Below are 12,778 nucleotides of genomic sequence, written 5' to 3'. Positions count from 1 at the left end.
GCATTGGGGGTGATGCGAGGATGACGTCGCTCAGAGGACGACGATGACCTTGCCCGCGATGCCGCTCTCGGTTGCTTCAGCGTGCAGTGCGGGGAGCTCAGCCAGGGGGATGCGCCGCGTGACCTCGATGGTGAGGGCGCCCTCGTCGACCAGGCGGACCAGCTCGGCGAGCCGGTCGCGATCGCGGCGGACGAACACCGTCGCGGCGCGGACGCCGCGCCCCTCGTCGCCCGGGGTGGCCATGAACGCCGTCGTGCTGACGACCGCGCCGCCGTCCGCGACGGCCCCGACGTAGGTCTCGAACAGCTCGGGTTCGATGGGGGCGAGGTTCAGCAGCACGTCGACCGGTCCGTCGATCGCGCCCAGCACGTCGGCCGCGGTGTGGTCGATGATCTGGTCGGCTCCGGCGGCGCGGACGGCGTCGACGCTGCGGGGGCTGGCGGTGGCGATGACGTGGATGCCGGCGCGCTTGGCGAGCTGGACGGCGTACTTTCCGACGACACCGCCGGCGCCGACGATCAGCACACGCTGGCCCGACTCGAGGCGACCGTCGTCGACGAGGGCCTGCCAGGCGGTCAGCGCGACGGAGGGGAGCGCGGCGGCATCGGCGAGGGGAACGCTCGTGGGCGCGGCGACCACGGCGTCGGCGGGGGCCAGCACGAACTCCGCCGCCCCGCCGTCGTGCTCCATCGGGAGGAACGCGACCACCGCGTCGCCCACCGTGAGGCCGGTCACACCCGTACCGACCGCGTCGACGCGCCCCGAGACGTCGTACCCGGGCACGTGGGGCAGATCGATCGGGATGGGGAGGAAGCCCGCGCGCATCCCGCCGTCCGCCGCGTTGTACGCCGACGCGGCGACCCGGATACGGACCTGCCCCGCGGCCGGCTCGGGGCGGTCGATGTCGACGATCTCGAGAACCTCGGGGCCACCGGTCTGAGAGAACTGCACTGCATTCATGATGCGATCCTTTGCTCAATTGCTTCGAATTCGAAGCGATACGGAGAACGTAGCACTGCTTCGAATGTGAAGCAATGGGTAAGATCGAGACCATGACCAACGCGCCACGCTCCCTGACGTCGACGCAGCTCGAGGCCTACCTCGCCTTCACGGAGGTGGGCAGCCTGCTGCGTCCCGCCGTCGAGGCGCAGCTGAAGGATGCCGGCGGCCTGAGCTACGTGCAGTTCCAGCTGCTGGCACGGTTGAACGACGCCCCGGGCGGCACCCTGCGCATGACCGATCTCGCCGACGGCGTGGTGTACAGCCGCAGCGGGCTGACCTACCAGGCCACGCTGCTCGAGCAGCGCGGATACGTCACGCGGTCACCGTCTCCGGAGGACGAGCGCAGCACCGTGGTCGCGCTGACGGGTGCGGGGCGCGACGTTCTGGCCGCCGTGTTCCCCGGTCACATCGAGACCGTGCATCGGCTGCTGTTCGCGCCGCTATCGGATGCGGATGCCGCCGACCTCGCGCGCATCCTTCGCAGCGTGACGGCGCACCTGCGCGCGGCGCCGCCGCGTTCGGCATCCCGGCGTCGCTGACCGCGGCATCGCCCGAGCGCACGGCTTCGCCGCGCGTGCACGGCCTACTCACGCTCGAAGGTCGTGCACTCGGCGCTCAGCCGTGCATTGGGGGTGATGCGAGGATGCCCAGCGGGGATCAGGCGCCGAGCGCGGCCGCGACCACGGCGCGGGCCTCGGCCTGCACCTCTGCCAGGTGCTCCGGGCCGCGCAGGCTCTCGGCGTAGAGCTTGTAGACGTCCTCGGTGCCCGACGGGCGCGCGGCGAACCACGCATGCTCGGTCTGCACCTTGAGACCGCCGATCGCGGCGCCGTTGCCCGGGGCGTGCGAGAGCTTCGCCGTGATGGGCTCGCCCGCCAGCTCGGTGGCCGTCACGGCGTCGCCCGAGAGCTTGCCGAGGGCGGCCTTCTGCTCGGGCGTGGCCGGGGCGTCGACACGCTGGTAGGCCGACGAGCCGAACTGCGCTTCGAGCTCGGCGTACCGCTGCGAGGGGGTCTTGCCGGTGACGGCCAGGATCTCGGCGGCGAGCAGGCACAGCAGGATGCCGTCCTTGTCGGTCGTCCACACGCTGCCGTCCTTGCGGAGGAACGAGGCCCCCGCCGACTCTTCGCCGCCGAAGGCGACCGAACCGTCGAGCAGGCCCGGCACGAACCACTTGAACCCGACGGGCACCTCGAGCAGCGCGCGGCCGAGCGACTCGGCCACACGATCGATGAGCATCGACGACACCAGTGTCTTGCCGACCGCGGCATCCGTCGGCCATCCCGGACGGTTCGCGAACAGATAGTCGATCGCGACGGCGAGGAAATGGTTCGGGTTCATCAGGCCCGCGTCGGGCGTCACGATGCCGTGACGGTCGGCGTCGGCGTCGTTCCCGGTGAGGATGTCGTACTCGTCGCGACGGGCGACAAGCGCGGCCATCGCCGACGGCGACGACGGATCCATGCGGATCTTCTCGTCCCAGTCGAGCGTCATGAACTTCCAGGTCGGGTCGACCTCGGGGTTCACGACCGTGAGATCGAGGCCGTAGACCTCGGCGATGAGCGCCCAGTACTCCACCGAGGCGCCGCCGAGCGCGTCGGCCCCGATGCGCACGCCCGACGCTTTGATGGCGTCGACGTCGATGATCGTGGCGAGGTCGCGCACGTAGGCGTCGCGGAAGTCGTACTGGCCGAGCGTGTCGAGGTCGATGTCGGCATGGCGCGTGCGATGTACGCCCTCGAGGCCTGCGGCGATCAGCTCGTTCGCGCGGTCGGCGATCCACGAAGTCGCATCGGTGTCGGCGGGCCCGCCGTGCGGGGGGTTGTACTTGAAGCCGCCGTCGCGCGGCGGGTTGTGCGAGGGCGTCACGACGATGCCGTCGGCGCGGCCTGCGTCATCGAGCGCGCGACCGCGGTTGTACGTCAGGATCGCGTGGCTGAGCGCGGGTGTCGGCACCCACGAGTCGCGGGAGTCGATGCGGACGTCGACGCCGTTCGCAACGAGAACCTCGATGGCGCTGCGCTCGGCGGGAAGGGACAGCCCGTGCGTGTCGCGCCCGAGGAAGAGCGGCCCCTCGATGCCCTGCGCGCGCCGGTAATCGACGATGGCCTGGGTCGTGGCGAGGATGTGGTCTTCGTTGAAGCTCGTCGACAGCGACGAACCCCGGTGCCCGCTCGTGCCGAACGCCACGCGCTGCCCGGGGATCGCGGCATCCGGCTTCCGGTCGTAGTACGCGGCGATCAGCTCATCGATGTCGATGAGGTCGGATGCTTCTGCGGGCGCTCCTGCACGGCTCATGATGCTTAGTCTGCCCGCTTCCGGGCTCGGCGGTGGCGGATTGACACGGCACTCACGGTCGGTCGTGCGCGTTCGCTGCGGTGAGCAGCGCGGCGAGGACCGCGCGCAACGCCGGGGAGTCGGCCTGCGAGCGCCGGTGGACGGCGGCGATGTCGCGCGTCGACGCGGGCGCTGCCGTCGGCACCGCGACGAGATCGGGCCCCAGGTCGCCGCGACCGAGGCGCGGCACGAGCGCGACGACGGCACCGGTGCGGGCGAGCTCGATGTGGTTCTCGAACTCCATCGATTCGTAGAGCACCCGCGGTGCTCCGCCGATGCCGTCGAACAGCCGTCTCAGCCACTGCCGGCAGATGGTCGTGTCGAAGGTGGCGACCCAGCGCTCGTCCGCCAGGTCGGCAGGGTGCACGACGTCGCGCCCCGCGAGCGGGTGATCGCGGTGGAGGATGACGTCGGCGACGTCGGTGAACAACGGCGTGACGACGACGTTCTCAGGGATCGCGAGGGCGACGCCGCCCCACTGGTGGACGATGCCGAGGTCGCGCTGCCCCGACGCCACGAGCGCCACGGTCTCCCACGGCTCGCTCTCGCGGACGGGGAGGCGCAGGTCGGGGTGATCGGCGGCCAGCTCGACGAGCACGGCGGCGAGCATGCCGCGCACCACGGTCGAGAAGGCCGCGATCCGCAGCTCGCCGGTGACGCGGCCGTCGTCGCCCGCGACGGCGCCGGCGTGCAGATCGGCGCGCAGCCGCTCGAGGTCGGCGAGGATCGGTGTCGACCCGACGACGAGCTGCGTGCCGGCCGATGTGAGCGCGACACCGCGGCCGACGCGCTCGAGCAGCGCGACCCCGGTCTCGCGTTCGAGTCGCTTGATCTGCTGCGACACCGCCGAGGGCGTGAATCCCAGGGCGGATGCCGCGGCCGCGACACTGCCTTCCCGCGCGACGGTCCGCAACGAGTGCACGGCATCCAGATCGATCATGAAGCAATGCTACTGATTCGAGTCGAGAAAACATCGCTTGTCGTTCATTATCCCGCGCGGTGGACTGAGCCTCGTGAACCGACGCGACATGATCCTGGCAGCCACGGTGGCGACCCTCTGGGGATTCAACTTCCTCGTCATCGATTGGGGCATGGCCGGCATCCCGCCTCTGCTCTTCGTGGCGATCCGGTTCGCGGCCGTCGCCGTCTTCGCGATCGTCGTGCCGCCTCCCCGGGCCCGCTGGACGGCGATCGTCGGGGTCGGGCTCTTCATGAGCCTCGGCCAGTTCGCGCTGCTGTACCTCGCCCTCTCCCTCGGGCTCCAGCCGGGGCTCGCGGCTCTGCTGATGCAGGCGCAGGCGGTGTTCACCGTCGTCATCGCGGCCGGAGCACTGCGAGAACGCCCCACGCCGGGACAGGTGATCGGCGTCGGCCTCGGCATCGCCGGACTCGCCACCGTGGCCGCCGGCCGCGGGGGAGACGCCCCCGCCCTCGCGGTCGTGCTCGCGCTCGGCGCCGCACTGTCGTGGGCCGTCGGCAACGTGATCGCGCGCCGAGCGGGCGTCGTCACGGGCCGCGGACCGCTCGGGGCGCTCTCGCTCACCGTCTGGTCCGCCCTCGTCGTGCCGGTGCCCGCGCTCGGGCTGGCGATGATCTGCGAGGGGCCCGAGGCGATCGGCGCCGGGCTCGCCGGCTTCGGCATCCGCGCCCTCGTCTCGACCATCTACACCGCGGGGCTGTGCACCCTCGTCGGCTACGCCATCTTCAACGGCCTGCTGGCGCGCAACCCCTCGGCGGCCGTCGTTCCCTGGGTGCTGCTGGCACCGGTCGTGGCGATGGCGGCCGCCGCGGCTCTGCTCGGACAGATCCCCGCCCCCGCCGAGACCGTCGGCGGAGCCGTGCTCGTGGTCGGCGTGCTGGTGACGACGGTGCGCGTGCCACGGGTGCGCCGGTCTAGGCTCATTGCGTGACGCCCGAGCACGACGACCAGCCCGCCCGCCGCACCTACAGCTATCTCGGGCCGGCGGGGACATTCACCGAGGCCGCCCTCGCGCAGGTGCCCGAGGCGCGCGACCAGATCTGGCGCTCGGTGCGCAACGTCGGCGAAGCCCTCGCGGACGTCGTGGACGGACGCTCGGACGCCGCGATGATCGCGATCGAGAACTCCGTCGACGGCGGGGTCTCGACGGCGCAGGACGCGCTGGCCACGATGCCGGGCCTGCGGATCGTCGGCGAGTACCTCGTGCCCGTGAACTTCGTGCTCGTGGCGCGCCCCGGCACGCGGATCGAGGACGTCTCGCTCATCGCCGCGCATCCCGTCGCCTACGCGCAGTGCCTGCAGTGGCTGCTGAAGGCTCGGCCCGAGCATGCCCATCTGCCGGCCGCGAGCAACGTGGCCGCTGCGGTGGGACTGCTCGACGGGGTCAGCGACGCCGATGCGGCGATCGCGCCCCCCGGCATCCTCGAGCATCACGACCTCGAGCTGCTGGCGTCCGACATCGGCGACAACGAGCACGCCGTCACCCGGTTCGTCCTCGTGAGCCGCACCGTCGCCCCGCCGTCGCCGACCGGGGCCGACAAGACCTCGCTCATTGCGGAGCTGCCCGACGACCACCCGGGTGCACTGCTCGAGCTGCTCGAGCAGTTCTCGACCCGCGGCATCAACCTCTCGCTCATCGAGTCGCGGCCGATCGGTGACGCGCTCGGCCGGTACCGGTTCGTCATCGACGCCGACGGGCACGTGGCCGACGAGCGCATGGCCGACGCTCTCATGGGCGTGCGGCGATTCAGCCCGAAGGTGCTGTTCCTCGGGTCGTACCCGCGCGCCGACCGGGCTATCGTGCGGTACCCGCAGCGGTACTCCGACGACGTCTTCGTCGAGGCGCGCGACTGGCTGCGTGCCCTGATCTCCGGCGAGCCCGAGGCCTGACACGCCCCGTCTGCTGCGGTGGGCTGGGGAAGCTGAGCGCTGTGTGCCGCGAACAGGCTGAGCGCGGCCGCAGGGGTATATGGGCGGCGTGAGCCGGATCTCAGCCTGTGTCCGGCACCGCCTGTGCCCGGCACATCCGGACCACAGACCCGCCCAGCGGCGGCCGTGCGCGGAGTCCAGCGGTGCCGGCGAGCTCGGGAAGCTGGTCGGCCGGTACCGGCAACAGGCTGAGCGGCGTGATGCGGGCCCGCCGCCGGCTTGAGCCGGTGCTCAGCCTGTATCCGGCACGGGGTCCGTCCCCGGCGCGAGTCCCGGCGCCCGGCGGCCGGCGCCCGGCCCCGGCCGGCGCCGCGCGCGGTCGAGTCGCCAGAAAGTGCGGGTGGCGGGGGTGCGGGGTCCGCGGTTCGTGGCGACTCGACGGGGCGGTCAGGGGGAGCGGTGGGCGTCGGTCAGGCGGCGAGGAGTTCCAGGGTGCGGATGCGGGCGGGCGCGGCGTCCGGCTGCTCGCCGTCGTGCGCGGCCGAGACCGGCGAGATCATGACCTCGTCCACGCCGTGCTGCGCGGCGAAAGCGGTGAGCGCGGCCTGCGCATCCGGTCCGGTGCCGACGAACCAGCGCGAACGCAGGGCGTCGAGCATCGGGGTGGCGAGGTGGTCGGATGCCTCGGCGGCCGCGGCCTCCTCGACGGTTTCGAGCGCCACCAGCGGGCGGTTTCCGCGCAGCCGCGCCATCATGCGGGCCTGGGGAAGCATGAGGGCTTCGGCCTCGGCCTCGCTGTCGGCGACGACGGCGTTCGCGGTCAGGAACGTCCGCGGCGCCTCGAGCGTCTCGGACGGCCGGAACTGGTCGCGGTAGAGCCCGAGCGCTCGGTCGAGGCCCTCGCCCGAGAAGTGATTTGCGAACACGTAGGGCAGGCCGAGGGCGGCGGCCAGCTGCGCCGAGTAGTCGCTCGATCCGAGCAGCCACACATCCGGGGTCGTCGTGGCCGCGGGCGTCGCGTGGACGTCGTACGTCCCGCCCGAGGTGAACCGCACCGTCGCGCCGTCGCCGGTGACGAGGGCCAGGATGTCGCGGACGTTGTCGGGGAAGCGGTCGACGTCGCTCGTCGTGCCCGACTGGCGCAGGAGCTGTGTGATGACGGGATCGCTGCCGGGGGCGCGCCCGATGCCCAGGTCGACGCGTCCGGGGGCGATGGCCTCGAGCGCGGCGAACTGCTCGGCGACGACGAGCGGCGAGTGGTTGGGGAGCATGACGCCGCCCGAGCCGACCCGGATCCGCGAGGTGCGCGCCGCCGCGGCGGCGATCAGCACCGGCGGGGTCGTCGAGGCGACGGCGGGCATGTTGTGGTGCTCCGCGAACCAGTAACGGCGATATCCGAGCTCGTCCGCCCGCTGCGCGACGGTGAGCGATGCGGCGATCGCTTGCGCACTGGTCTGTCCCGTGCGCACGGGCACGAGGTCGAGCACGGACAGGGCGGGGCGGGATGCATCAGACATAACCCTCGGCTCAACCTCGCGGCATCCGTCCGCATTCCCCGCGCCCGCCTCACGGCCCCAGGTCGCCGCGCCACCCTCACCGCGCCACCCTCACCGCGCCCGCTTCACCGCCTCGTACGCCTGCAGCGCGGCCTTGCGGGTCGCGGCGAGGTCGACGATCGGCTCGCGGGCGGCGCTGTCGGGGGCCCACTGGTTGACATACAGCCCCTTCGGGTCGAACTTCTCGGCCTGACGCTCCGGGTTGAAGATGCGGAAGAACGGCGACGCGTCGGCCCCCGAGCCGGCGACCCATTGCCAGTTGAAGGCGTTGCTGGCGCCGTCGGCGTCGACGAGGGTGTCCCAGAACCACTGCTCACCCAGCCGCCAGTCGATCAGCAGGTTCTTGGTGAGGAAGGATGCCGTGACCATCCGCACCCGATTGTGCATGTATCCGGTGTGCCAGAGCTCGCGCATCCCGGCATCCACCATCGGCACCCCGGTCTCGCCCTTCTCCCACGCCGTCAGGTGCGCGGGGTCGAGGGCCGGCCAGGGGAAGGCGTCGAAGCCTCTCCGCCAGTTCTTCGTCGCGAGGTCGGGGAAGTGGTACAGCGTGTGCCAGGCGAACTCGCGCCACCCGAGCTCGGAGAGGAAGCGCGAGGCGGACGTGGCGTGGGCGCCGGTTCCGCCGCCGGTCTCGACACCCGCATGCCAGACGGTGTGCGGGCTCAGCTCGCCCCAGCGCAGCCGCGGTGACAGCAGCGAGGTCGCCCCGGCGGCGGGCTCGTCGCGGGCGGCGTCGTAGGTGCCGAGGTCGTCGTCGAGGAACTCGCGGAGGCGGGCACGCGCCGCCGCTTCGCCGGGCTGCCAACGCTCGCGCAGACCGCCGGCCCAGTCGGGAGCGGTGGGCAGCAGCCCCCAGTCGTCGAGGTCGTCGCCCGCGGGTGCGGTGAGCAGGCCCGGGATCTCGCGGGGCCGGGGGAGCGGTTCGCGCGGAGCGGGCAGGTTGCGTGCGGCGTTCCAGAACGGGGTGAATACCGAGAAGGGGGTGCCGCTGCCGGTCTTCACCGTCCAGGGCTCGAACAGCACGTTGGCGGCGAACGACTCGACCTCGACGCCGTCGGAGCGCAGGCCATCCTTCAGCTCGGTGTCGACCGCGCGCTCGGGCCCGCCGTAGCGGCGGTTCCAGTAGACCGCGCCCGCACCGATGTCGTCGACGAGCGAGCGGACGACGGATGCCGCGGCTCCGCCCCGCAGCACGAGGTGCGACCCGCGTTGACGCAGATCGTCGGCGAGCGATGCGAGCGAGTGGTGCAGCCACCAGCGCGCCGCGCCGCCGAGCGGGCGGATGCCCTCGGACTCCTCGTCGAGCACGTAGAGGCCGACGACCGGTTCGCCCCGGTCGAGCGCGGCTCGGAGCGCGGGGTGGTCGGCCAGGCGCAGGTCGTCGCGGAACCAGACGATCGAGGGCGAGCTCATCCCGTCATCCTGTCGGGCCGCCCGGTCCACGGCGAACGGTTGACAGGGTGTGCCGGGCCGGCTCAGTCGCCGGGCAGCGTGTGGCCGGCGGGCACGGCGACGATAAGGCCCCGCGGATCGATGCGGGTCTGCACGTGCTTCGCCTCGCCGAACTCGTCGCCGTCGAGCTGCACGGGGTGCGGCTCCTGCGGGGCGAGCGCGACGCCACGGCCCCGCGAGTAGACGACCGCGTTGTCCTTCGTCCGCAGCGCGAGGACGCGGCGACCGGCGCGGAACTTCCTCAGGAAGCTGTTGTCCCACGCGACGCGGCGCCACACGAGCAGCCAGCCCCAGAAGCCCTTGGGCTGCATGATCACGACGTCGAGCTGGCCGTCGGTGATGGAGGCCTCGGGAATGAGTGCGATGCCGGCCTGCAGCGACCCGCAGTTCGCGAAGAGCACGCTCTGCACGCGAGCCGCGTGCATGCGGTGCCCGTCGAGCTGGTACACCACGCGGAACGGCTTGGCGTTGACGAGCGAGCGCGTCGCGCCGTCGACGTAGGCGACCCAGCCGACCGACTTCTTCAGCTGCGGGTTGGTGTTGGCGATCATGGCCGCGTCGAGCCCCATGCCGCCCATGACGACGAACGCGTGCTTCTCGACCTCGCCGTTCTCGCGGGTGATCCGCGCCCAGCCGACGTCGATCGCGGTCCGATCCCCGCTGAAGGCCGCCTCGATCATGGTCTCGGGCTCGCTGAGAGGCAGTCCGAGGTTGCGGGCGAGCAAGTTGCCGGTTCCGCTGGGGACGATGGCGAGCGGGATGCCGCTGCCGCTCATCTCGCCCGACACCGCACGCACCGTGCCGTCGCCGCCCGCCACGAGGACGACGTTGACGCCGGATTCGAGCGCTTGACGTGTGACGTCGTCGCCGAGGTCGTCGACCGTCGTCTCGTAGAAGAGCGGCTCTTCCCACCCGGCGGCCTCGGCGGCGCGGAGCACCTGCTCGCGCAGCGCATCGCCGTCGACCTTGATCGGGTTGTAGACGAGCGCGGCCTTGGGGTTGGGCTTCTCCGATCCGCCCGCCATCGGCTCCGTCTCGCCCTCGGGGCCGACGCGGCGTGCTTCGCCGGTCTCGCCGTCGGTGGTGTCGGGCGCGACGTCCTCGGGTTCGCGGATGACGTCGTCGGGGGCCGCGGCCTGCGCGGGATCGGGGGCCGTGGGAGTGGCACCGTCGGAACGCTCGCGCGAGGAGGTGTCGTCGGATTCGGTCGCCATGGCTACACCATAGGGGCGCCCGCCGATACGAGATTGCCTCTTGCGCCGGGGCGCGCTGCGGGTACGGGGGCGCGCTGGTCCGGCTGCGCGGATGCGCGCGACCCTAGACTTGACGCGTGATCGACCTCGCATTGCTCCGTGAACAGCCCGACCTGGTCAAACTCTCGCAGGTGAAGCGCGGGAACTCGTCGGAGAGCGTGGATGACGCCATCGCCGCCGATCGCGAGCGCCGGGAGGCCATCACGACCTTCGAACGGCTCCGTGCCGAGCAGAACGCTCACGGCAAGAAGGTCGCACAGGCGCCGAAGGACGAGAAGGCGGCGCTGGTCGCCGAGGCCAAGCAGCTCAGCGAACGGGTCAAGCAGGCTCAGCAGGCCGTCACCGCCGCCGAGGAGGCCGCTGAGGCCGCGCTCGCCCGCATCGAGAACATCGTCATCGACGACGTGCCCGCTGGCGGCGAAGACGACTTCGTCACCCTGCGCACGCACGGCGAGCCGCCCTCGTTCGACTTCGAGCCGCTCGACCACCTCGCCCTCGGCGAGAAGCTCGGCGCGATCGACATGGAGCGCGGCACGAAGGTCGCCGGCAGCCGCTTCTACTTCCTCAGCGGCATCGGCGCGCGCCTCGAGATCGCGCTCATGATGCTCGGCCTCGACCGTGCGCTCGCCGCCGGGTTCACGCCGCTGATCCCGCCGACGCTCGTGCGCCCCGAGGTCATGCGGGGCACCGGGTTCCTCGGCGAGCACGCCGCCGAGGTCTACCACCTCGAAGAAGACGACGCCTACCTCGTCGGCACGAGCGAGGTTCCCCTCGCCGGGTACCACATGGACGAGATCCTCGACCTCGAGCGCGGCGCCAAGCGTTACGCCGGATGGTCGACCTGCTACCGGCGCGAGGCCGGCTCGTACGGCAAGGACACGCGCGGCATCATCCGGGTGCACCAGTTCAACAAGCTCGAGATGTTCGTCTACACCACGCCCGGCGACGCGGAGGCCGAGCACCTGCGGCTCGTCGCGATGCAGGAGCGGATGCTGCAGGACCTCGGGTTGTCGTACCGCGTCATCGACGTCGCCGCGGGTGACCTCGGGTCGAGCGCCGCGCGCAAGTACGACATCGAGGCGTGGGTGCCGACGCAGGGCGCGTACCGCGAACTCACATCGACCTCGAACTGCACGACCTACCAGGCACGTCGCCTCGACATCCGTCACCGCCCCGACGGCGGCAAGACCGAGCCGGTGGCGACCCTCAACGGCACGCTCGCCACGACCCGGTGGATCGTGGCCCTCCTCGAGACGCACCAGCGGGAGGACGGCTCGGTCGTGATCCCCGAGGTGCTGCGCCCCTACGTCGGCGGTCTCGAGGTCGCGGAGCCGCTCGCATGACCGGTGGTGCCGACGGCGGGATGACCGCGGTTCCCGACGCGCTTCCGGACGAGGGCGGCATCGAGGTCGTCGCCCCGCGTGACGCGGTCGAGATCGTCGAAGACGTCGCCGAGGGGATGCCGGCCGTCGCCGGTGCGTCGCGACTGATGATCGTGCTCGACATCGACGGAACCGTGCTGCTGGAGGACGAGACGCTCAGCCCCGGTGTGGTCGACGCCGTCGCCGAGGCCCACGCCGCGGGCCACGAGGTGATGCTCGCGACCGGGCGCTCGTGGGAGGGCACGCACGGCATCCTCGCTTCGCTCGCGCTGAACCCCGACTACGTCGTGTGCTCGAACGGCGCCGTCATCCTCAAGCGGGTCGACGACGACTTCGCCGATGTGCTCGCGTACGAGCGCTTCTTCATCGAGACGTTCGACCCGACCGAGGTGCTCGGCCTGCTGCGCCAGCATCTCCCGCACGCCCGGTACATGGTCGAGCTGCCCGACGGGCGCCGCCGCTACACCGAGGAGCTTCACGACTGGAACCTCCACGACGCCGACAAGGTCGCCTTCGCGATGCTGTCGGAGCAGGAGGTGTGCCGCGTCGTCGTGGTCTCTCCCGACGAGACCGACTCGGACTTCGTCGAGCTCGTCGATCGCATCGGGCTCAACAAGGTGTCGTACGCCGTGGGCTGGTCGGCCTGGCTCGACATCGCGCCGCAGGGCGTCGACAAGTCCACGGCGCTCGAGCGCGTGCGCACGTGGCTCGACATCGAGCCGGCCGACGTGCTCGTCATGGGCGACGGTCGCAATGACATCGGCATGTTCCGGTGGGCGCGAGAGCGCGGCGGCCGAGCGATCGCGATGGCGCAGGGCGCGACGGAGCTGCTCGCCGAGGCGTCCGAGACGACCGTGTCGGTGCAGGAGGGCGGCGTCGCGGCCATCCTCCGCTCGCTCTGACCGCGGTCGCGGGCGGCTAGGATCGAAGCTCAGCGGTTCGCGC

11 protein-coding genes are annotated in these 12,778 nt (G+C 71.7%); 5 read left to right on the top strand and 6 right to left on the bottom strand.

Annotated features, from left to right (window positions below):
* Positions 1-30: 30 nt before the first annotated feature.
* Positions 31-960 carry an NADP-dependent oxidoreductase gene (locus ACU6RU_RS02320; RefSeq protein ID WP_446725801.1) on the bottom strand — a complete coding sequence of 310 codons (930 nt, stop codon included), beginning with the start codon at positions 958-960 and terminating at the stop codon, positions 31-33.
* Positions 961-1,052: 92 nt separating this feature from the next.
* On the opposite strand from ACU6RU_RS02320, the gene ACU6RU_RS02315 reads away from it, so the two are divergent.
* Positions 1,053-1,541, top strand: coding sequence for a MarR family winged helix-turn-helix transcriptional regulator (locus ACU6RU_RS02315; protein WP_120263450.1), 489 nt, complete (start codon positions 1,053-1,055; stop codon positions 1,539-1,541).
* Positions 1,542-1,659: 118 nt separating this feature from the next.
* Here the strand turns inward: ACU6RU_RS02315 and pgm are convergent, their stop codons facing one another.
* Together pgm and ACU6RU_RS02305 are read right to left on the bottom strand one after the other, a co-directional pair.
* Positions 1,660-3,300: a phosphoglucomutase (alpha-D-glucose-1,6-bisphosphate-dependent) gene (pgm, locus tag ACU6RU_RS02310; protein ID WP_446725800.1), complete on the bottom strand. Its 1,641-nt coding sequence runs from the start codon at positions 3,298-3,300 to the stop codon at positions 1,660-1,662.
* A 52-nt stretch (positions 3,301-3,352) separates the two neighbouring features.
* The gene (locus ACU6RU_RS02305; protein ID WP_120263448.1) at positions 3,353-4,279 is read right to left on the bottom strand and encodes a LysR family transcriptional regulator; all 927 of its coding nucleotides are present in this window, start codon (positions 4,277-4,279) and stop codon (positions 3,353-3,355) included.
* A gap of 73 nt (positions 4,280-4,352) precedes the next feature.
* Between ACU6RU_RS02305 and ACU6RU_RS02300 the strand changes: the two genes are divergently transcribed.
* A complete protein-coding gene (locus tag ACU6RU_RS02300) occupies positions 4,353-5,249 on the top strand; it encodes an EamA family transporter (protein WP_446725799.1) in 897 nt (298 codons plus the stop codon).
* Positions 5,246-6,208 carry a prephenate dehydratase gene (gene pheA, locus ACU6RU_RS02295; protein ID WP_120263447.1) on the top strand — a complete coding sequence of 321 codons (963 nt, stop codon included), beginning with the start codon at positions 5,246-5,248 and terminating at the stop codon, positions 6,206-6,208. Before ACU6RU_RS02300 ends, pheA begins: the two co-directional genes overlap by 4 nt.
* Before the next feature lie 449 nt (positions 6,209-6,657).
* Here pheA and ACU6RU_RS02290 read toward each other — a convergent pair whose 3' ends face one another.
* The 3 genes from ACU6RU_RS02290 to ACU6RU_RS02280 form a co-directional block, all read right to left on the bottom strand.
* A complete protein-coding gene (locus ACU6RU_RS02290) occupies positions 6,658-7,704 on the bottom strand; it encodes an LLM class flavin-dependent oxidoreductase (protein WP_120263446.1) in 1,047 nt (348 codons plus the stop codon).
* A 90-nt stretch (positions 7,705-7,794) separates the two neighbouring features.
* The gene (locus tag ACU6RU_RS02285) at positions 7,795-9,159 is read right to left on the bottom strand and encodes a cryptochrome/photolyase family protein (protein WP_446725798.1); all 1,365 of its coding nucleotides are present in this window, start codon (positions 9,157-9,159) and stop codon (positions 7,795-7,797) included.
* Positions 9,160-9,221: 62 nt separating this feature from the next.
* Positions 9,222-10,412 (bottom strand): diacylglycerol/lipid kinase family protein, encoded by a 1,191-nt coding sequence (locus tag ACU6RU_RS02280; RefSeq protein ID WP_446725797.1) that lies wholly within the window; start codon positions 10,410-10,412, stop codon positions 9,222-9,224.
* A gap of 116 nt (positions 10,413-10,528) precedes the next feature.
* Between ACU6RU_RS02280 and serS the strand changes: the two genes are divergently transcribed.
* Together serS and ACU6RU_RS02270 are read left to right on the top strand one after the other, a co-directional pair.
* Positions 10,529-11,794: a serine--tRNA ligase gene (gene serS, locus ACU6RU_RS02275; protein ID WP_446725796.1), complete on the top strand. Its 1,266-nt coding sequence runs from the start codon at positions 10,529-10,531 to the stop codon at positions 11,792-11,794.
* Entirely contained in the window at positions 11,791-12,735 is a 945-nt protein-coding gene (locus tag ACU6RU_RS02270) for an HAD family hydrolase (protein ID WP_289330898.1), read from the top strand. The genes serS and ACU6RU_RS02270 overlap by 4 nt, the downstream gene beginning before the upstream one ends.
* The last annotated feature ends 43 nt before the right edge of the window (positions 12,736-12,778 follow it).

It is taken from the genome of Microbacterium sp. F1-18 (genome assembly GCF_052921305.1).
The sequence above is the reverse complement of the archived record's forward strand: the minus strand, read 5'-3'. Positions and strand labels throughout refer to the sequence as shown.